Consider the following 20,592-nt stretch of genomic DNA (forward strand, 5'->3'; position numbering starts at 1 on the left):
TGCCCTCACCCCGGCCCTCTCCCACAGGGAGAGGGAGCAAACACTAAAAACGGCAACGGGGTTGCCGTTTTGCTTTTACCTCGACCTCACCCCGGCCCTCTCCCACAGGGAGAGGGAGCAAACACTAAAAACGGCAACGAGGTTGCCGTTTTGCTTTTACCTAGAATCGGGTATTCACGCTCATATACCAGGTACGGCCTGGCTCATTATATGTATAAGCCCCCGCGCCGTACATATAGGCACCCGTCGCGGTATTCCCGGTGGTCTGGGCATTCCCCGCGCGCCACTGGCGCTTATCAAAGACGTTGTCCACGCCGCCGGTCAGGCTGACGTTTTTGGTCACGTCCCAGGTCGCGCTCAGGCCAACGATGCTGTACGGGCTGACTTCGTCTTTCTCAGACCCGGTCACCGGCTGACCTTTGTAGTTGTACTTCTTCGGCTGCTGCTTGCCGTACCAGGTGAAGGTCGACTGAAGCGACACGTCCTGATGCACCTGCCAGCTCAGGGTTGAGTTCAGCGTGTACTCCGGGATGATCGACAGACGGTCGCCGGTCTCCTTGTTCTTGCTTTGCAGCATGTAGGTAATATTGTTGGTCCAGTTAATCGTGTCGCTGACCGGCACGTTCAGGGAGCCTTCCAGACCTTCAACTACCGCCTTCGGCACGTTTTCCCATTGATAGATATCGGTTTGCACCTTACCGGAAGAGGTGTGGCCAATCGGCGCATAGCCCGCTTCGATCTTGTCGCGGTAGTCGTTGCGGAACCAGGTCACGCCCGCCAGCCAGCCGTCGCGTTTCCACTCCAGGCCAATCTCTTTGTTGATGCTGGTTTCCGCTTTCAGATCGTCGTTACCCATCATGTAGCAGCCCACGCCGTCGGAGCTTGCGTAGCAGCCCTGGCCCTTGCTGTATAACAGGTAGTTCGGGTTGGTCTGATACAGGCTCGGTGCCTTATAGGCGCGCGCGATGCCCATCTTCAGCGTGAAGTCATCCCCCAGGCCCTGCGACAGGTTCAGGGACGGGCTCCAGTTGTTACCCACGATGGTGTGATGGTCGAAGCGCAGGGCAGGGGTCAGCATGGTGCTGTCGGTCAGCTCCATGTTGTTTTCAGCGAACAGGGAGAAAATCTCCGCTGACGTGTACGGGCTGCGGTCGTCGCTCATGCCCGGAACGGTGCCGCCCTGCTGGGTTTGCGTGAAGGAGGTGGAGTCCTTCATGCGCTGCTGGTTCCACTCCGTGCCCAGCGTCAGGTTCTGGTTAACGATGAAATCAATCGGCAGGTTGATTTCGCTGTGCAGCATCACGTCGGAGAGATCGGTGTCGGTGAATTTATTGCTGTTGAACAGACCTTCAGTACCGCCCGCCAGCCCTTCGCCCAGACGGGAGTTGCGGGTGTGTTCGTACTGCGCCCAGTTGCTGGTGGTGATGCCGTTATCCCAGCCGCCGTTCCAGGTGACGGCAAAGTTCTGGCGATAGATACGGTTAGTCTCTTTGCCGTAGTTTTTCTTCACCAGCGCGTTGTCGTTGTTGGTGTTCTGCGTGTCGCCCGCATACAGGTTGTTCTGGCGGCTGTAGCCCGCCTCAAACTCCAGGGACTGCATTGGCGCGAAGTCCCAGCGCACCACGCCGTTGATGTCTTTGTTCTCTACACCCTCACGGCCTGCGGGCAGGGTGTTGGCGTAAGCGCCGGTACGGTCAGACTGGTGACCCTGGTTGATGTCCCAGGCGTCGGCCTGGGTTTTGTCCAGGTTACCGAACATGCGGAAGCTGAAGTCGCCGCCCAGCGGGCCGCTCAGGCTGAAGTTGGTGCGTTTGGTGGAACCTTCGTCTTTGTGTTCCGGCGCGTTCAGGTAGGTGTTCCAGGAGCCGTGCCACTGGTCGTCGAACTTTTTGGTGATGATGTTCACCACGCCACCTGCCGCGCCGTTACCGTAGCGGGCGGCGGCCGGACCGCGAATGACCTCAATACGCTCGATCATCTCTGGCGGCACCCAGCCGGTGTCGCCGCGGGTATCGCGCTCGCCGCGCCAGCCCAGGCGGATGGAGTTACGGCTGGTTACCGGCTTGCCGTCGATCAGGATCAGGGTGTTTTCCGGCCCCATGCCGCGAATATCAATCTGACGGTTGTTACCGCGCTGGCCGCTGGTGGAGTTCCCGGTCAGGTTAACGCCCGGCATGGTGCGGATGATTTCCGCCACGTCGCGCGCGGGCGGGTTTTTGCGGATCTCGTCGGCGGTAATGGTGGAAACCCCCGGCGCCTGCAAATTCTGCTCGGCGGCGGTGATTACCATGGTGTCTTCGTGCTGCGCTGAGGTGGTGCTGTCGTCTGCCATGGCGGGCAGCGCGACGCCGTAAATCCCTAAATTGACCAGCAAGGCCAGAGAGTGAATCTTCTTATTCATTAGATGTCCCGCATTTATGGTTGCTTTTGAGCGCGCTTCCCACAGCGCGGGCACTACGCTATTGCAAATGCAAATAGTTATCAATAATATTATCAATAAAATTTGCTCTGAAACAAAAAAGACTGTTAAACATGGGGTTATAAGGGTGACGGCGTTAACAACGGGAAGTGAAGCGTGGTGGCAGTCAAAAAACGGGCCTGAGTGGGAGCGCCATAAGGAGAACTATCACGTCACCTTCTGGTGGCGGGACCCGGCAGGAACGCAGGACACGTCTACGGTGAAACGCGTCTGGCTCTACATCACCGGCGTGACCGATCACCATCAAAATGCCCGCCCGCAGTCCCTTGAACGCATCCCGAATACCGACGTCTGGCGGTGGCAGGGCGAGTTCAGCCCCGAGTGGCGCGGCAGCTACTGTTTTATCCCCTCCGTAAATGAAAACGATTTTGCCGGTGCCGTGTTTGAAGGCGAGCAGCCGGACCGCATGGCGCTGCGTGAAGGCTGGCGCAAACTGCTGCCGCGCGCGGTGTCCGATCCGCTCAACCCCATAAGCTGGCGCGGCGGGCGCGGGCATGCCGTCTCGGCGCTTGAGATGCCGGACGCGCCCCTTCAGCCCGGCTGGGATCGTCCCGATACGCCGTATCAGGCGCCGCTCTGCATTGAGTGGAACAGCGCGCGCCTGAAGAACCGCCGCCGCGTGTGGATCTTTACCACCGGCGACGTCAGCCCCGAGCGCCCGCTGGCGGTGCTGCTTGACGGGCAGTTCTGGGCGGAAAGCATGCCCGTCTGGCCTGCGCTGGCGGCGCTGACCGTTGACGGCAGGCTGCCGCCCGCGGTCTACGTCCTGATCGACGTGATTGATACCGCACACCGCAGCCGCGAGCTGCCGTGCAACCCCGATTTCTGGCTGGCGGTGCAGGAAGAGCTCCTCCCGCAGGTAAAAAGCATAACGCCCTTCAGCGACTGCGCCGACCGTACGGTAGTCGCAGGTCAGAGCTTCGGCGGCCTCTCCTCTCTCTATGCCGCACTCAACTGGCCGCAGCGCTTTGGCTGCGTGCTGAGCCAGTCCGGCTCTTACTGGTGGCCGCACCGCGGCGGGCAGCAGGAAGGGCTGCTTATCGCCCAACTCAAAGCGGGTGAGAAAGCCGCACGCGGCCTGCGCATCGTTCTTGAAGCCGGGCGCAACGAGCCGCTTATCTTCCGCGCGAATCAGGCCATTTACGCCGAACTACACCCACAGCAGCCGGTTGTCTGGCGTCAGGTTGACGGCGGACACGATGCGCTTTGCTGGCGCGGTGGGCTGACGCAGGGGCTGATGACCCTCTGGCAGCCGCTTATTCAATAACGGAGTCTGTATGGAATTCAGCAATCCTTTCGATAATCCGCAGGGGCAGTTCGCCATTTTGCAAAACGACCAGGGGCAGTACAGCCTGTGGCCGCAGCAGTGCGGCCTGCCCGCAGGCTGGCGCGTGGTGTGCGAGCCGCAGTCCCAGGAGGCGTGCCGGCAGTGGCTGGCTGAGCGCTGGCAAACGCTTGTCCCGTCCCATTTTGCGGGGGAGAGCGCATGAACTGTCTTCCTCTCGTCGCCGCCCAGCCGGGCATCTGGATGGCGGAACAGCTTTCCTCCCTGCCGAATGCCTGGAGCGTGGCGCACTATACCGAGCTTAGGGGCGACATTGACGCGCCGCTGCTGGCAAAAGCGATTGCGGAAGGCATGATGCAGGCCGATACCCTGCGGATGCGCTTCGCGGAAGACAGCGGCGAGGTGTGGCAGTGGGTGGATGAAGCCATAACGCTGCCCGAGCCGTCCATCGTTCGCGTTGACTCTCACGAGGCCGCCGTGGCGCTGATGGAGAGGGATCTTAATCAGAACCTGCGCGTGGACGGCGGTCAGCCGCTAGCGTTTCACCAGCTGATTCAGGTCGGCGAGCGCCAGTGGTACTGGTATCAGCGCTATCACCATCTGGTGGTGGATGGCTTCAGCTTCCCGGCCATTACCCGCCAGATTGCCGCGATTTACGCCGCCTGGAAACGGGGCGAACCCGCGCCTGCCTCGCCGTTTACGCCGTTCGCTGAGGTGGTTGACGAGTATCAGCGCTACCGCGACAGCGAGGCGTATCAGCGCGACGGTGCCTTCTGGGCCGGGCAGCGCAGGCAGCTTCCTCCTCCGGTCTCGCTCTCCTCCGCGCCGCTGCCGGGGCGTGCCGCCACCACCGACATCCTGCGCCTGAAAATTGCAATGGACGGCCGCGCCTTTAGCCAGCTTGCGCAGGCGGCAGGACAGGCGCAGCGCACCGACCTGGCGCTTGCGCTGGTGGCGCTGTGGCTGGGCCGCCTGACCGGACGGCCGGACTATGCCGCCGGGTTTATCTTTATGCGCCGCATGGGCTCCGCCGCGCTGACCGCGACCGGCCCGGTGCTCAACGTGCTGCCGCTGGCGGTCAATATCAATCCGCAGGAGAGCCTGCCGGAGCTGGCGCTTCGCCTGGCGAACCAGCTGAAAAAAATGCGCCGCCACCAGCGCTACGACGCCGAGCAGATCGTGCGCGACAGCGGGCGTGCCGCAGGCGATGAAGCCCTGTTTGGCCCGGTGCTGAACGTCAAGGTATTCGATTATCAGCTGGATATCGACGGCGTGGAGGCCACAACCCACACGCTGGCCACCGGCCCGGTCAACGACCTGGAGCTGGCATTATTCCCCGACGAGCAGGGGGGACTGAGCATCGAGGTCCTCGCCAATAAAGAGCGTTACGACGAGGCGACGCTTGCCCGCCACGTTTCGCGCCTGAACGCGATGCTGACGCAGTTTGCCGCTAACCCGGATCTGCGCTGCGGTGAAGTGGAAACCGTTACAGAGCAGGAGTACGCCCAGCTGGCGCGCATCAATGATACCGGGCTGGCGCTGCCGTCCATCACGCTCGCGGATCTGGTGGCGGAGCAGGCGAGCAAAACCCCGGACGCCCCCGCGCTGGCGGATGCCCATATTGAGCTGAACTATCGCCAGATGCGAGAGCAGGTCGTCGCGCTGGCAAACCTGCTGCGCGAACGCGGCGTGAAGCCCGGCGACAGCGTGGCGGTGGCCCTGCCGCGCTCGGTATTTCTGACCCTGGCGCTGCACGGCATCGTCGAGGCAGGCGCCGCGTGGCTGCCGCTGGATACCGGCTACCCGGACGATCGCCTGCGGATGATGCTGGAGGACGCGAAGCCCTCGCTGCTGATTACCACCGACGAGCAGCTACCGCGCTTTAGCGATTTGCTGATTACGACGTTTAGTTACAACACACTGTTACCGACCGCGGGTGCTGAACCGCTGCGGCTGGCGAAGCCGGAGCAGACCGCGTACATCATCTTTACCTCCGGTTCGACGGGGCGTCCGAAAGGGGTGATGGTCGGCCATACCGCCATCGTTAACCGCCTGAAGTGGATGCAGGACAGCTACCCGCTGGCGGCGGATGACGTGGTGGCGCAGAAAACGCCGTGCAGCTTTGACGTGTCGGTCTGGGAGTTCTGGTGGCCGTTTATCGCCGGGGCGAAGCTGGTGATGGCCGAGCCGGACGCGCACCGCGATCCGCAGGCGATGCAGAGCTTCTTCGAACAGTACGGCGTGACGACGACCCACTTCGTGCCGTCGATGCTGGCGGCGTTTGTCGCCTCGCTGACGCCGGAAAACGTGGCGTGCTGCGCGTCGCTTAAGCAGGTGTTCTGCAGCGGCGAAGCGCTGCCTGCCGGGCTGTGCCGTGAGTGGGAACAGCTCACCCATGTGCCGCTACATAACCTCTACGGCCCGACCGAAGCGGCGGTGGACGTCAGCTGGTATCCGGCATTTGGACCAGAGCTGGCGGCAGTTTCAGGCAACAGCGTGCCGATCGGCTTCCCGGTGTGGAACACGGGGCTGCGCATTCTGGACGCAATGATGCGCCCGGTGCCGTTCGGGGTGGCGGGGGATCTGTATCTCACCGGCATTCAGCTGGCGCAGGGGTATCTGGGCCGTCCCGACCTCACCGCCAGCCGCTTTATCGCCGATCCGTTTGCCCCCGGCGAGCGCATGTACCGCACCGGCGACGTTGCCCGCTGGCTGGACAATGGCGCGGTGGAATATTTAGGCCGCAGCGACGATCAGCTGAAAATTCGCGGCCAGCGCATCGAGCTTGGCGAAATCGACCGGGCGATGCTGTCGCTGCCGGACGTGGCTCAGGCCGTGGCGCACGCCTGCGTGTTCAACCAGGCGGCGGCAACGGGTGGCGATGCGCGCCAGCTGGTGGGGTATGTCGTCTCCGAATCGGGTCTGCCGCTGGATCGCGACGCGCTGCTGGCGTCGCTCAGGGCACAGCTGCCGCCGCACATGGTGCCGGTGGTGCTGCTGCAAATCAGCGCGCTGCCGTTAAGCGCGAACGGCAAGCTCGACCGCAAGGCGCTGCCGATGCCGGAGCTGAGCAGCAAAACCTCCGGCCGCGCGCCGGAAAGCGAAACCGAAGTTGCCGTGGCGCAGGCGTTCTCGGCGCTGCTGGGCTGCGAGGTAAACGATATCGAAGCCGACTTCTTTGCCCTCGGCGGCCACTCGCTGCTGGCGATGCGCCTGGCGGCACAGCTCAGCCGCGCGTTTAGCCGTAAGGTCACGCCGGGGCAGGTTATGGTCGCCTCTACGGTCAGCAAGCTTAGCGTCCTGCTGGACTCGCAGATGAGCGACGAGCAGGCGCAGCGTCTGGGGTATGAAACCCTGCTCCCGCTGCGCGAGAGCGACGGCCCGATGCTGTTTTGCTTCCATCCGGCGTCCGGCTTCGCCTGGCAGTTCAGCGTGCTGGCGCGCTATCTCAGCCCGCGCTGGTCTGTTACCGGCATTCAGTCGCCGCGCCCGGACGGGCCGATGCAGCAGTGCGCGGATCTGGATGGGGTGATCGAACATCATCTGACTACCTTGCGTAAGCAGCAGCCGCACGGGCCGTACTACCTGTTCGGCTATTCCCTCGGCGGCACGCTGGCGCAGGGGATTGCGGCGCGTCTGCGCGAGCAGGGCGAAACCGTAGCGTTCCTCGGCCTGCTGGACACCTGGCCGCCGGAAACGCAGAACTGGGCGGAGAAAGAGGCCAACGGTCTCGACCCGGAGGTGCTGGCAGAGATCGAGCGCGAGCGTCAGGCGTTTATCGCCGCCCAGCAGGGGCAGGGCTCCAGCGCGCTGTTTAACGCCATTGAGGGCAACTACGCCGACGCGGTGCGGCTGCTCACCACGGCACGCAGCTCACGCTTTGACGGAAAAGCGACGCTGTTCGTTGCCGAACGCACGCGAACGATGGATCCGCAGGTCGCGTGGGCGCCGTGGGTGAGTGAACTGGAGGTGTACAGCCAGGACTGCGCCCACGTGGATATCATTTCACCGCAGGCGTTTGAGAAAATAGGACCGGTGTTGAGGGAAATATTGGGGTAATTGTTCCCCTCACCCCAGCCCTCTCCCCAAAGGGGAGAGGGTGTAATCGTCCCCTCGCCCCTTTGGGGAGAGGGTCAGGGTGAGGGGCCATCAGACCGCACGCTTTCCAAGCGGCACCACCAGCGGCGTCCCCGCCACCGGATCGTCAATAATCATGCAGCGCATGCCGTAGATCCGCTCGATCAGCGCCGGGGTCACAATCTCCTTTGGCGCACCCTGCGCCACAATCTCGCCGTCGCGCAAGGCAATCAGATGCGTGGCGTAGCGGCACGCCTGATTCAAATCATGCAGCACCGCCGCCAGGGTATAGCCCTGCGTGCGGTTCAGCTCGCTCAGCAGCTCCAGCAGGTCAATCTGATGGCTGATATCCAGCCAGGTCGTCGGCTCGTCCAGCAGCATGATGGAGGTTTCCTGCGCCAGCACCATCGCGATCCACGCCCGCTGCCGCTGCCCGCCGGAGAGGGTGTCCACGCTTTGCAGGGCGAGATCGGTAATCCCCGTCGCCCGCATCGCGCGGTTCACCGCCTCGTCATCTTCCCTGCGCCAGCGGGTAAACAGCGGCTGGTGCGGATAGCGTCCGCGCGAAACCAATTCCTGCACCGTGATATCCCCCGGCGTGGTGGCGTTCTGCGCCAGCAGCCCGATGCGTCGCGCCACCTCTTTGCTGGCGAAGCGCTGGATCTGCTCGCCGTCGAGAAATACGCTGCCCTCAGCCGGGGCCATCAGGCGGCTCAGGATGCGCAGCAGCGTCGATTTACCGCAGCCGTTCGGGCCGATGATCGCCGTAAAGTGGCCTTCAGGTACGGAGACGGTCAAATCACGGGCAATGATTTTTTTGCCGTAGGCGAGGGTGAGGTTTTCGCCGCGCAAGCGGGTGGTTGAGTCTGTCATTTCCTGCGTGACTCCTGAACGAGCAAAACGATAAGGTAAATTCCGCCGAGGCTGACGGTCACCACGCCTACCGGAAGTTGATAAGGCATAAACAGCCGCTGGGCGCAGAGATCGGCAGCCAGCAGTAACGTCGCCCCGCACAGTGCGGCCTGGGTTAACCCCCAGCGCGCCGTACCGCTAAGACGCCGCGCAATGTGGGGGGCGACAAGGGCGATAAACGAGATCGGTCCGGCAATCGCGGTGGAGGCCGCGGTGAGCAGCACGGCCACCAGCATCAGCATCAGGCGCGAGCGCTCAACCCCCACGCCCAGCGCGCAGGCGGTGTCGTCGCCCATCTCCAGCAGCCGCATGCGCCGCACCAGCAGCAGCGCGGCTATAAACATCAGCAAAATCAGCGGCGCGGCGGGCCAGGTTTTACCCCACGTCAGGCCGTTGAGGGAACCGGCATACCACAGCCCGGCCGAGAGCGCGGTTTCCAGCGAGGCCTGCAGCAGCAGCCAGGTGTTAAAGGCCATCAGCATCGCGCGCACGCCGATACCGATAATGATCAGGCGGAAGGTGTCGATGCCGTTGCGCCAGGCAAGCAGCCAGATAGCCAGCGACGTGATAATGCCGCCGGCCATCGCCGTAAAGGTGATGGCCGTCAGGTGCTGGCCAAACAGCACCATCGCCACCAGCACGCCGCTCCAGGCCCCGGTATTAAGCCCCATGACGTCCGGGCTGCCGAGGGGGTTACGCATCAGCGACTGGAAAATCGCGCCGCTGACGCCGAGCGCCGCGCCCACCAGAATGGCCATCGCCACGCGCGGCAGCCGCCACTCGGTGACCACCAGGGTGATATTGCGCGGCGCGCTGCCGAGCAGGGCGTTAAAGACCTGTGTGAAATCGAGCGTGACCGCGCCGCTGCGCAGGCTCCAGACCGCCAGCAGCAAAATGGCGATGGCCAGCAGGGCGACGCTGGTGATTAAACGACGGGACGGGGCCATCATGCGCCACCTCCGCGTCTGCGTCGTACCAGGAAGATCAGCACCGGCGCGCCGATAAAGGCGCTGACCACCGAGACGCGCAGCTCGCCGGGTACCAGCAGGCGGCCCAGCACGTCGGCAAACAGCAGCAGGGCCGGGGTGGCCAGCAGCGTCACCGGCAGCGACCAGCGGTGATCTGCCCCCACCAGCCAGCGCGCCACGTGCGGCATCATCAGGCCGATAAAGGCAATCGGACCGACCACGGCGGTCGCGCTGCCGCACAGCACGGTGATGGCGAGCAGGCCAGTCAGCTGCGTGCGCGCCACGCGGTTACCGAGCGCGGTAGCGGTGTCGCTGCCGAGGCTCAGGCTGTTCAGCGCCCGGCTTAAGCACAGCGCCACGGCGGCGGCAATCATCACCGGAATGGCCACCACCTTTAGCGTATCCAGGGTGCGAATATCCAGCGAACCGGCCTGCCAGAAGCGCAGCTGGTCGTAGACGTCCGGGTTGAGCAGGGCGATGCCGTTCGATAAACCTTCCAGCACCGCCGCGAGCGCTACGCCCGCCAGGGTTAAGCGCACCGGGCTCAGCTGTCCGCCGCCCTGGCTGCCGGTAAAGGCGACCACCAGCGAGGCGGCCAGCGCGCCGCAAAAGGCCATCACCAGCTGTTCAGAGGGGGACGTTAATCCGAACAGCGCCGCGCCGAGCACGATGGCAAAGCTGGCGCCGGAATTGACGCCGAGAATGCCGGGGTCCGCCAGCGGGTTTCGGGTAAGGGTTTGCATCAGGGCACCGGCAAGACCGAGCGCGCCGCCGGCCAGCAGTCCCGCAAGGGTGCGGGGCAGGCGAGCGTCGAGCACGATGGTGCAGTCGGCGCTCTGGCAGGTACCGGAGAGCGCATCGACAATAACGGACGCGGGCAGCGGCCTGGCGCCGACCAGCAGGCTGAGTGCAATCGCAAGGATTAGCAGTAGCAATAATGCGGGCACGGCAACGGCGCGCACCGCAGAAGAGGAAAACGACATAGCAACATCCATGATTTGATAATGATAGTGATTATCGTTATCTATCTTATTTGGCTATGTTAGCATGTGCGCCCATGGAATTGGTAGAAATAGACTCAAGGCCTTGTCATGAATCAAAAATCCTGGCTGCTTAACCTCAGCCTGCTCAAGACGCACCCGGCATTTCGCGCCGTCTTTATCGCCCGCTTTATCTCCATTCTGTCCCTCGGCCTGCTCGGCGTTGCCGTGCCCGTGCAGATCCAGGCCATGACCCACTCCAGCTGGCTGGTGGGGTTATCCGTGACCTTAACCGGCGGGGCGATGTTTATCGGCCTGATGGTCGGCGGCGTGCTGGCGGATCGCTACGAGCGTAAAAAGCTGATCCTGCTGGCGCGCGGCACCTGCGGCGTGGGCTTTATCGGGCTGTGCCTGAACGCCATGCTGCCGGAGCCGTCGCTGATTGCCATTTACGCGCTCGGCCTGTGGGACGGCTTTTTTGCTTCGCTGGGCGTAACGGCGCTGCTGGCGGCCACGCCCGCGCTGGTCGGGCGCGAGAATCTGATGCAGGCCGGAGCGATCACCATGCTCACCGTGCGCCTCGGCTCGGTGATTTCGCCGATGGTTGGCGGATTATTGCTGGCAACCGGCAGCGTGGCGTGGAACTACGGCCTGGCGGCGGCGGGAACGTTTATTACCACCCTGACGCTGCTGCGTCTGCCGCTGCTGCCCCCTCCGCCGCAGCCGCGCGAGCATCCGCTTAAATCCCTGATGGCGGCAATCCGCTTTCTGTTCAGCAGCCCGCTCATCGGCGGCATTGCGCTGCTCGGCGGCCTGCTGACGATGGCGAGCGCCGTGCGCGTGCTGTACCCGGCGCTGGCGGGCGAGTGGCGGATGAGCGCCTCGGAGATTGGCGTGCTGTACGCCGCCATTCCGCTCGGGGCAGCGTTCGGGGCGCTCACCAGCGGCAATCTGGCGCAGAGCGCGCGCCCGGGCCTGATTATGCTGGTCGCAACCCTGGCCTCGTTTATCGCCATCGGCTTCTTCAGCCTGATGCCGGTCTGGGCGCTGGGGGTTCTGTGTCTGGTCATTTTTGGCTGGCTGAGCGCTATCAGCTCTCTTCTACAGTACACCCTGATCCAGACCCAGACGCCGGAAGGGATGCTCGGGCGCATTAACGGCCTGTGGACCGCGCAGAACGTCACGGGCGACGCGGTTGGCGCGGCGATCCTCGGCGGGCTGGGGGCGATAATGACCCCGGTAGCCTCGGCGAGCAGCAGCGGGTTTGTACTGGCGGTTGTCGGCGTGATTTTGCTGGTGGTATTAGCGGAATTGCGGCGGTTCAGGCAGGAGGTTGTATTGAACGACGGTGCAGCCTGATGCCCTCACCCAGGCCCTCTCCCGCGGGGAGAGGGAGGGAAAAGGCCTATTTAAACAATGCGTTTAATCTCTCTAACACCAGCATCGCGCTGTAATAATCCAGGCGGAACGTCTCCGTTCCCAACGCCCAGACGCGCTTGTTTTTCACCGAAGGTAAATGCGCCAGCAGCGGGTTGGCGTAAATCGCGTCCACGTCTTTCTGGTCACCGGCAAACACAAACAGCCCTTCGCCGTTCAGCCCCGTTGCCAGGTTTTCACCGCCCAGCTGAATAATGTCGTGGCGCTTGCCCTGGCTTTTGGAGGTGTGCAGCCCTGCAGGCAGGTCCGCCAGCGTGAAGCCCAGCTGGTGCAAAAGCTTGCCCTGCGCCGATTCTGCGGTCCAGAGATTAGCGCTGTGCGCGGCGGCGGTGTAGACGATGGCGTTTACCGGCTGCGGCGGCAGCGTCATCTGCTGCTTCACCTGCGCGAGCTGCTTATCGAAGGCGGCAACGCGTTCGGCGGCCTGCTTTTCGTGTCCGGTAAGGGTGCCGAGCTGCGTCAGCAGTTCCTGCCAGCTTTTGTCGTCGTAGTTGATGACGAGCGTCGGGGCGATGGCGGAGAGCTGATCGTAGAGCGCCAGCGCGGAATCCCCGCCGGTGGCGCTAATTAGAATCAGGTCCGGCATCTGGGCGGCCACCGCTTCCGCGCTCGGCTCGCCAATGTACAGACGGGCAACCTTGCGCTGCTTTGCAATCTCGCCCCACTGGCGCAGGAAGCCCTGCGCGTCCGCGACGCGGTTGTTGGGCGTGGTGGCGCCGCTGGCGATAACCGGGGCGTCAATCGCCAGCAGGGAGCCGGTTAAGGTCACGCTGGTGGAGACAATGCGCGTCGGTTTGCTCTCAAGGGTGTGCACGCCGCGGCTGTCGGTGACCTGACGCGGCCAGTCGGCGGCGGCTGCTGAGGTTAGTCCTAAAACAAAAAGTCCTGTCAAAAGAAGGGCATTACGGCAAACGGCAGCGAATTTCACAGAGCGGCATCCTGTTTTTACTGAAGATAATGCTTCTCATTTTCATGGTTGCGGATAAGGGATGCAAGCATTTGTCGCACAAGTTGTTTGCCCGGCGGTTGACAGCGGGGCGCTGTGGGATTAGGTTAGCCGACGAAAATATAAATGATAATCATTATTGCTTCTTTTATCATTTTGAGGAGGATGATATGGACACGTCCCTGGCTGAGGAAGTTCAGCACACCGCGACCGCGCTGCAATCAGACAGCTTTTTCTTTATGTCGCCTTACCGCAGTTTTACCACCTCAGGCTGTTTTGCCCGCTTCTCCGAATCCGCCGTCGGCGGAGACGACCCGTCGGGTCACTTCCAGCAGAAATTGGCTCAGGCTTTCCGTCACGCGAAAGACAGCGGCATTGCTCACCCGGTGATGGTAGGGGCAATTCCCTTCGATACCCGCAAACCCTCGTCGCTGTTTATTCCGCAGCGCTGGCAGACCTTTTCGCGCCCGGCGCGCCAGCAGTCGGCACGCTACGCCTCCGGCGCACAGACGCTGAACGTCCGGCAGCGCACCGAAATTCCGCCGCAGCCGGTTTTCGAAGAGATGGTATCCCGCGCCGCGTCGCTGACCGCCACGCCGCAGGTGAACAAGGTCGTGCTGTCGCGCCTGATTGATATCGCCACCGACAGGCGAATCGATAGCGGCGTGCTGATGGAGCGTCTTATCGCCCAGAATCCGGCCAGCTTCAACTTCCACGTGCCGCTGGAAGACGGCGGCGTGCTGCTGGGCGCCAGCCCGGAGCTGCTGCTGCGTAAAGAGGGCGCCCACTTTAGCTCGCTGCCGCTGGCGGGCTCCGCGCGCCGTCAGCCTGACGACGTGCTGGATCGCGAGGCGGGCACTAAGCTGCTGGCCTCCGAAAAGGACCGCCACGAGCACGACCTGGTGACGCAGGCGATGAAGGCCGTTCTGGAGCCGCGCAGCCATCATCTGAGCATGCCCGCTTCCCCGCAGCTCATCACCACGCCAACGCTGTGGCATCTGGCGACGCCGGTAGAGGGTGAAGCGCGTGAAAACGAGAACGCCCTGACGCTGGCCTGCCTGCTGCACCCGACGCCAGCCCTGAGCGGTTTCCCGCACCAGGCGGCAAAAGAGCTGATTGCCGAACTGGAGCCGTTCGACCGCGAGCTGTTCGGGGGCATCGTCGGCTGGTGCGATAGCGAAGGTAACGGCGAGTGGGTGGTGACTATCCGCTGCGCGCGTCTGCACCAGAACACCGTTCGCCTGTTTGCCGGGGCGGGTATCGTGCCGGCCTCCTCGCCGGTGGGCGAGTGGCGCGAAACCGGCGTGAAGCTCTCCACCATGCTCAACGTTTTTGGTTTGCACTAAGGAATACCCATGACCATCCCCTTTACCCGCTGGCCTGAGGATTTTGCCCGCCGCTACCGTGAGAAAGGCTACTGGCAGGATCTGCCGCTGACCCACATTCTGACGGATCGCGCGGACAGCGATGCGGTCGCGATTATCGACGGCGATCGTCACATGACCTACCGCGCGTTTCATCAGGCGGTGAACAACCTGGCGTCTGCCCTTCAGGCGCAGGGGCTGCACCGCGGCGAAACCGCGCTGGTGCAGCTCGGCAACGTGGCCGAGTTTTACGTTACCTTTTTCGCGCTGCTGCAGATTGGCGTCGCGCCGGTCAACGCGCTCTTTAGCCATCAGCGCAGCGAGCTGAACGCCTACGCGGCGCAGATCAGGCCCGCCGTACTGATTGCCGACCGCGGCCACGCGCTGTTCGCGGGCGATGAGTTCCTCAACGCTTTCGTGGATGAACACCGCTCGGTGCGCGTGGTGCTGCTGCGCGGTGACAGGGCCAAACATGCGCTTGAGGCGGCGATTGCCCGCCCGGCGGACAATTTTATCCCCAACCCCACGCCTGCCGACGAGGTGGCGTTCTTCCAGCTCTCCGGCGGCAGCACCGGCACGCCGAAGCTGATCCCGCGCACGCATAACGACTACGACTACAGCATTCGTCGCAGCAACGAAATCTGCGGCATTACCGCCGAAACCCGTTACCTGAACGCGCTCCCGGCAGCGCATAACTACGCCATGAGCTCGCCGGGATCGTTAGGCGTGTTCACCGCGGGCGGCTGCGTGGTGCTGGCGAACGATCCGAGCGCCACGCTCTGCTTCCCGCTGATCGAACAGCACCAGATTAACGTCACCTCGCTGGTGCCCCCGGCGGTAAGCCTGTGGCTGCAGGCGATTGCCGACGGCGCGGGAAACGCGCAGCTGAGATCTCTGAAGCTGCTCCAGGTGGGCGGGGCAAGGCTTTCCGCCACGCTCGCCGCGCGTATTCCGGCGGAAATCGGCTGCCAGCTGCAGCAGGTGTTCGGCATGGCGGAAGGACTGGTGAACTACACCGCGCTCGACGACGCGCCGGAACGCATCATCAACACCCAGGGCCGCCCGATGTGCCCGGATGACGAAGTGTGGGTGGCGGACGAGCACGGTAACCCGCTGCCGCGCGGTGAGGTCGGGCGTCTGATGACGCGCGGGCCGTATACCTTCCGCGGCTATTTCAACAGCCCGGAACACAACGCCAGCGCCTTTGACGCCAACGGCTTTTACTGCTCGGGCGATCTGATCGCCATTGACGAGCAGGGGTACATCACCGTGCAGGGGCGCGAGAAGGATCAGATCAACCGCGGCGGGGAGAAGATCGCCGCCGAAGAGATCGAAAACCTGCTGCTGCGCCACGACGCGGTGATCCACGCCGCGCTGGTGAGCATGGAGGACAGCCTGCTGGGCGAGAAGAGCTGCGCGTATCTGGTGGTGAAACAGCCCCTGCGTGCGGTCGAGGTGCGCCGCTTCCTGCGCGAGCAGGGCGTTGCCGAATTTAAACTGCCGGACCGCGTGGAGAGCGTGGACGCGCTTCCGCTAACGCCGGTCGGCAAAGTCGATAAAAAACAGTTGCGCCTGTGGCTCGCTGAACGCGCCCGGGGCTGAGGAACAGAGAATGGCCATTCCAAAATTATCCGCATACGCGCTGCCAACCGCCGCAGACCTGCCGACTAACAAGGTGAACTGGGCGTTTGAGCCGGAGCGCGCCGCGCTGCTGATCCACGATATGCAGGAATATTTCCTGAACTTCTGGGGCGAAAACAGCGCGATGATGCAGCAGGTGGTGGCGAACATCGCCAGACTTCGCGCATTTTGCAAGGAACACCATATCCCGGTGTACTATACCGCGCAGCCGAAAGAGCAGAGCGATGAGGACCGCGCCCTGCTGAACGACATGTGGGGGCCGGGCCTGACCCGCTCGCCGGAGCAGCAGCGCATCGTAGCCGAACTGACCCCGGACGAAGCGGACACTGTGCTGGTGAAGTGGCGCTACAGCGCGTTTCACCGCTCGCCGCTGGAGCAGATGCTGAAAGAGACCGGCCGCAACCAGCTGCTGATCACCGGCGTTTATGCCCACATCGGCTGCATGACCACCGCCACCGACGCCTTTATGCGCGACATCAAGCCGTTCTTTATCGCCGACGCGCTGGCGGATTTCACCCGCGACGAACACCTGATGTCGCTGAAATACGTGGCCGGGCGCTCGGGCCGCGTGGTGATGACCGACGAACTGCTGCCGTCCGTACCGGCGACCAAAGCGGCGCTGCGTGAGCTGATCCTGCCGCTGCTGGACGAGTCCGACGAGCCGATGGATGACGAAAACCTGATCGACTACGGTCTGGACTCGGTGCGCATGATGGCGCTGGCCGCCCGCTGGCGCAAAGTGCACGGCGATATCGACTTCGTGATGCTGGCAAAAAATCCTACCCTCGACGCCTGGTGGGCGCTGCTCTCCCGCGAGGTGAAGTGATGAGCTTTGACTTCACGGGTAAAACCGTCTGGGTGACGGGCGCGGGCAAAGGCATTGGCTATGCGACCGCGCGGGCGTTTGCGGAGGCGGGCGCGCGGGTGACCGGGTTCGACATGGCCTTCCCGCAGGGCGATTATCCGTTTGCCACCGAGACGCTGGACGTAGCGAATGCCGCGCAGGTAAGTGAGGTGTGCGGGCGCCTGCTGGTCTCGCTTGAACGTCTGGACGTGCTGGTCAACGCCGCCGGCATTCTGCGCATGGGGGCCACGGACCAACTCTCGCAGGAGGACTGGCAGCAGACGTTTGCGGTCAACGTTGGCGGCGCGTTTAACCTGTTCCAGCAGACGATGGGCCAGTTCCGCCGTCAGCAGGGCGGAGCGGTGGTGACGATAGCCTCAGACGCGGCGCATACGCCCCGCATCGGCATGAGCGCGTATGGCGCCTCGAAAGCGGCGCTCAAAAGCCTGGCCCTGACCGTCGGGCTGGAGCTGGCAGGCAGCGGCGTGCGCTGTAACCTGGTGTCGCCCGGCTCAACGGATACCGACATGCAGCGTACCCTGTGGAAAAGCGACGACGCGGAACAGCAGCGCATTCGCGGCTTCGGCGAGCAGTTTAAGCTCGGCATTCCGCTCGGCAAAATCGCCCGTCCGCAGGAGATTGCCGCCACCGTGCTGTTCCTTGCGTCCGACGCCGCCAGCCATATCACCCTGCAGGATATCGTGGTGGACGGCGGCTCCACGCTGGGGGCGTAATGATCTGGAAACGTCATTTATCGCTTGAGGCGCTGAACGCCACCAGCCAGAACACCATGGTGGCGCATCTGGGCATCGTCTATACCCGCCTCGGGGACGACACGCTGGAAGCCGAGATGCCGGTGGATGCGCGCACCCACCAGCCGTTTGGCCTGCTGCACGGCGGCGCGTCGGCGGCGCTGGCGGAAACGCTGGGATCGATGGCCGGTTTTCTGATGACCCGCGAGGGGCAGAACGTGGTGGGCACGGAGCTGAACGCCACGCATCACCGCGCGGTGTCTCAGGGAAAGGTGCGCGGCGTTTGTCAGCCGCTGCATCTGGGGCGTTCCAGCCAGAGCTGGGAGATTGTGGTGTTCGACGAGCAGGGACGGCGGTGCTGCACGTGCCGGTTGAGTACGATGGTGCTGGGTTAATTTTGTGCGGTCTGTTGCCCTCACCCCTCACCCCGGCCCTCTCCCCAAAGGGGCGAGGGAGAAAAGAGGGCGCTGAGCCGTCCCCTCTCCCCTTTGGGGAGAGGGTTAGGGTGAGGGGTAGGGAAAACCTTAGAGCATCGAAACGACCCGCTTCAGTAACCGAATTCGCGGCGCAATGGACGCTTTATCCAGCCACTCCGCGGGGCTGTGGAACCCGGCGCCAATCGGACCGAAGCCGTCAAGCGTCGGGATGCCGAGCGCGGCGGTGTGGTTGGCATCGCTGCCGCCGCCGACCGCCTGCCAGGTAATGGTGATACCCTCCTCCTTTCCGGCCGCTTCAACCAGACGCATCAGCGCCTGAGTGTCTTCACTCGCGGCCATCGCCGGTTTATGGTTAACCCGCGTCAGCGTGGTGGTCACGCCGTCTGAAAAGCCTTTTTCGCATAATGCTTCAAGCGCCTGGTTCACCCGGTTGTACTCGTCGTTTTCCCAGAAGCGGACGTCGAGTTCGGCCACGGCGTGGTCCGCCACCACGTTGGCCGCGCTGCCGCCCTGTATAACGCCAACGTTCAGCGTGGTTCCCCGATCCCAGTTGGTCAGCGCATTGATGGCGATAATGCTGTTTGCCAGCGCGGTAATCGCCGAGCGGCCTTTTTCCGGGTCGTTACCCGCGTGTGCCGCCACGCCGCTGAAGGTGAGATGATAGCCCGCCATCCCCTTACGCGCCTTCACCAGCGAGCCGTCCGCTCTGGCGGCTTCGCATACCAGCACGCAGCGGGAACGTTTAGCCAGCTCGCCGATCCATTCGTGGGAGTAGACCGAGCCGGTCTCTTCATCCGGGTTCATCGCGACGGCAATAGCCAGACGATCTTTGTCTGCGGCATCAAGCTCGCGCATCGCCCACAGTATATTCAGAAGTCCGCTCTTCATATCCGAGACGCCGGGGCCGTACAGCCGGGTATCGTCTTCGCTCATCGGGCGCCCGGCGACGGTGCCGGGCGCAAACACGGTATCCAGATGCCCCACCAGCAGCACGTCAAACCGTTCAGCCTGAGGTTTGTTGCTGACAAACACGCCGGGACCAACCTTTTCGCCAAGATCTACCCGTTCAGTATGCCAGCCTTCGCGCTGCCACAGCTGCTGCATGATGTCCGCCACGGTTGCGACACCCGCAAGGGTCTGGGTGCCGCAATCCACGTTCACAAGGGTCTTCAGCTCTGTAATATAATCATCAAGTTTCATATTCACGTCCTGTTCAGAGAATAATGCGCATCAGCAGCATGGCTAAGAAAGCGTTGATCGCCGAGATGGCGATCATCAGCGGAATACGTTTGGCGCGCGTGCCGATCACGCCCAGAATGCGGCCCAGATACTGCACCTGCGAGCCCATCAGGTAGATAGCGGGCGCCAGGATAGCCAGGTGCTCGCCGGTAAGAATGCCCTTATCAAACAGGCCGATGGCAACGCCGATCCCGCCGCCCATCGACATCCAGCCGCCAATCAGCACGGCGGCGGCCTCACCCGGCAGGCCAAACAGCCCCATCAGCGGGGCGAAGACCAGGCCCAGCCCTTTCAGGGCTCCGGTAATTTCCAGCGCCTTGATGATGATAAACGCCATCACCACGTTGGGCAGGGTGCTGCTGGTGGCAATGCCCCAGCCTTTGCGCGCGCCTTCGATAAACACATCGGTAATGACGGGATTAGACTGTGGGGCACTCATGCGGCGTCTCCTTTACCGGTAAACGACAGGAACAGTCGGAGCAGATTTGCGCCCACGATTTTCATGATGAACATGACGGCAATGCAGGCGCCGATGGAGGCGGGAACCGCTGCCGTGCCGTCTGCGGCCACCAGCGTAAAGAGGATTGCACCCGATGAGAAAAAGTTGGTGATCATCGCTCCGGCAGAGAACTGGAACATAGCGAAGACGTCTTTCTCTTTTTCGCTTATTTGCCCTTCATCAGACAGGTTGCGGGTGAGGGACGCGCCCACGTCGGTGCTTTGCAGGCTGCCAATCAGCGCCAGCCCGGCGGTGCCGGGAATGCCCAGCAGCGGGCGCAGCAGAGGGGTCAGGAGCTTGCGGGCGGCGCGCAGGGCGCCGTAGTGCTCCAGCACGTTGATCGTCCCCAGCGCAAACATAACCGCCGGAATTAAACCAAGCGCGAAGAGAAAACCGTCCATCGCGCCGCTGCCGCCGGTGCCGCGAAAGGCGCTACTGGCGGTTGTCAGGGTGCCATCCTCCAGACTGGCTTTACTGACCACTTTGCCAAACGCGCCGTTGAGGGTGGTGAAATCAAAGACGCCATACCACTCCTTTCCGCCCAACAGGCCGGAGAAGAAAACGGCTGCAAACGCCAGCGCGAAGTACGCGCCGGGCCCGACCTTACTATCCTGAGGTACTGTACTGTTCATATCCTTTTCCTTGTATGCACGCGATTGCGCAGGATCATTCTGGCGAGGTTATGACCAAAAAAAATGATACAAATCATTCCGTAAGACGGTGCCTGGACGA

General features: G+C 63.0%; 17 protein-coding genes. 9 read left to right on the forward strand and 8 right to left on the reverse strand.

Annotated features, from left to right (window positions below; genetic code table 11):
• Window positions 1-160: 160 nt before the first annotated feature.
• Window positions 161-2,401 carry a TonB-dependent siderophore receptor gene (locus tag IM304_RS15945; RefSeq protein ID WP_193355992.1) on the reverse strand — a complete coding sequence of 747 codons (2,241 nt, stop codon included), beginning with the start codon at window positions 2,399-2,401 and terminating at the stop codon, window positions 161-163.
• 145 nt (window positions 2,402-2,546) lie between these two features.
• Between IM304_RS15945 and fes the strand changes: the two genes are divergently transcribed.
• From fes to entF, 3 genes are read left to right on the forward strand one after another with little or no spacing between them, the layout of a single operon-like run.
• Window positions 2,547-3,746: an enterochelin esterase gene (fes, locus tag IM304_RS15950; protein WP_193355993.1), complete on the forward strand. Its 1,200-nt coding sequence runs from the start codon at window positions 2,547-2,549 to the stop codon at window positions 3,744-3,746.
• A gap of 10 nt (window positions 3,747-3,756) precedes the next feature.
• Window positions 3,757-3,969 (forward strand): MbtH family NRPS accessory protein, encoded by a 213-nt coding sequence (locus IM304_RS15955; RefSeq protein ID WP_176610932.1) that lies wholly within the window; start codon window positions 3,757-3,759, stop codon window positions 3,967-3,969.
• Entirely contained in the window at window positions 3,966-7,823 is a 3,858-nt protein-coding gene (entF, locus tag IM304_RS15960) for an enterobactin non-ribosomal peptide synthetase EntF (protein ID WP_193355994.1), read from the forward strand. Before IM304_RS15955 ends, entF begins: the two co-directional genes overlap by 4 nt.
• 90 nt (window positions 7,824-7,913) lie before the next feature.
• On the opposite strand, the gene fepC is transcribed toward entF, so the two are convergent.
• The 3 genes from fepC to fepD are packed head-to-tail and all read right to left on the reverse strand — an operon-like array spanning window position 7,914 to window position 10,704.
• A complete protein-coding gene (fepC, locus tag IM304_RS15965) occupies window positions 7,914-8,714 on the reverse strand; it encodes an iron-enterobactin ABC transporter ATP-binding protein (RefSeq protein WP_193355995.1) in 801 nt (266 codons plus the stop codon).
• Window positions 8,711-9,700, reverse strand: coding sequence for an iron-enterobactin ABC transporter permease (fepG, locus tag IM304_RS15970; protein ID WP_193356036.1), 990 nt, complete (start codon window positions 9,698-9,700; stop codon window positions 8,711-8,713). The genes fepC and fepG overlap by 4 nt, the downstream gene beginning before the upstream one ends.
• Window positions 9,700-10,704 carry a Fe(3+)-siderophore ABC transporter permease gene (gene fepD, locus IM304_RS15975; RefSeq protein ID WP_193355996.1) on the reverse strand — a complete coding sequence of 335 codons (1,005 nt, stop codon included), beginning with the start codon at window positions 10,702-10,704 and terminating at the stop codon, window positions 9,700-9,702. The genes fepG and fepD overlap by 1 nt, the downstream gene beginning before the upstream one ends.
• A gap of 108 nt (window positions 10,705-10,812) precedes the next feature.
• On the opposite strand from fepD, the gene entS reads away from it, so the two are divergent.
• Entirely contained in the window at window positions 10,813-12,060 is a 1,248-nt protein-coding gene (gene entS, locus IM304_RS15980) for an enterobactin transporter EntS (RefSeq protein ID WP_193355997.1), read from the forward strand.
• A gap of 46 nt (window positions 12,061-12,106) precedes the next feature.
• On the opposite strand, the gene fepB is transcribed toward entS, so the two are convergent.
• The gene (gene fepB, locus IM304_RS15985; RefSeq protein WP_193355998.1) at window positions 12,107-13,066 is read right to left on the reverse strand and encodes a Fe2+-enterobactin ABC transporter substrate-binding protein; all 960 of its coding nucleotides are present in this window, start codon (window positions 13,064-13,066) and stop codon (window positions 12,107-12,109) included.
• A gap of 188 nt (window positions 13,067-13,254) precedes the next feature.
• Here fepB and entC point away from each other — a divergent pair, with 188 nt between their 5' ends.
• The 5 genes from entC to entH are packed head-to-tail and all read left to right on the forward strand — an operon-like array spanning window position 13,255 to window position 18,080.
• A complete protein-coding gene (entC, locus tag IM304_RS15990) occupies window positions 13,255-14,430 on the forward strand; it encodes an isochorismate synthase EntC (protein ID WP_193355999.1) in 1,176 nt (391 codons plus the stop codon).
• A 9-nt stretch (window positions 14,431-14,439) separates the two neighbouring features.
• On the forward strand, window positions 14,440-16,050 hold the full coding sequence (gene entE, locus IM304_RS15995; protein WP_193356000.1) for a (2,3-dihydroxybenzoyl)adenylate synthase EntE: 1,611 nt from the start codon (window positions 14,440-14,442) through the stop codon (window positions 16,048-16,050).
• 10 nt (window positions 16,051-16,060) lie between these two features.
• The gene (locus tag IM304_RS16000; RefSeq protein ID WP_193356001.1) at window positions 16,061-16,915 is read left to right on the forward strand and encodes an isochorismatase; all 855 of its coding nucleotides are present in this window, start codon (window positions 16,061-16,063) and stop codon (window positions 16,913-16,915) included.
• Window positions 16,915-17,667: a 2,3-dihydro-2,3-dihydroxybenzoate dehydrogenase EntA gene (entA, locus tag IM304_RS16005; protein ID WP_193356002.1), complete on the forward strand. Its 753-nt coding sequence runs from the start codon at window positions 16,915-16,917 to the stop codon at window positions 17,665-17,667. The genes IM304_RS16000 and entA overlap by 1 nt, the downstream gene beginning before the upstream one ends.
• Complete coding sequence (gene entH, locus IM304_RS16010) at window positions 17,667-18,080, forward strand: proofreading thioesterase EntH (RefSeq protein ID WP_148419281.1); 414 nt, start codon at window positions 17,667-17,669, stop codon at window positions 18,078-18,080. The genes entA and entH overlap by 1 nt, the downstream gene beginning before the upstream one ends.
• Window positions 18,081-18,209: 129 nt before the next feature.
• Here entH and IM304_RS16015 read toward each other — a convergent pair whose 3' ends face one another.
• The 3 genes from IM304_RS16015 to IM304_RS16025 are packed head-to-tail and all read right to left on the reverse strand — an operon-like array spanning window position 18,210 to window position 20,492.
• Entirely contained in the window at window positions 18,210-19,322 is a 1,113-nt protein-coding gene (locus tag IM304_RS16015; protein WP_193356003.1) for a M20 family metallopeptidase, read from the reverse strand.
• A 13-nt stretch (window positions 19,323-19,335) separates the two neighbouring features.
• Window positions 19,336-19,800, reverse strand: coding sequence for a YjiG family protein (locus IM304_RS16020; protein ID WP_148419277.1), 465 nt, complete (start codon window positions 19,798-19,800; stop codon window positions 19,336-19,338).
• A complete protein-coding gene (locus IM304_RS16025) occupies window positions 19,797-20,492 on the reverse strand; it encodes a nucleoside recognition domain-containing protein (RefSeq protein ID WP_193356004.1) in 696 nt (231 codons plus the stop codon). Before IM304_RS16025 ends, IM304_RS16020 begins: the two co-directional genes overlap by 4 nt.
• Window positions 20,493-20,592 lie beyond the last annotated feature (100 nt).

Source organism: Enterobacter cloacae complex sp. P40C2 (assembly GCF_014930695.1).
Taxonomy (GTDB): domain Bacteria; phylum Pseudomonadota; class Gammaproteobacteria; order Enterobacterales; family Enterobacteriaceae; genus Enterobacter; species Enterobacter pasteurii.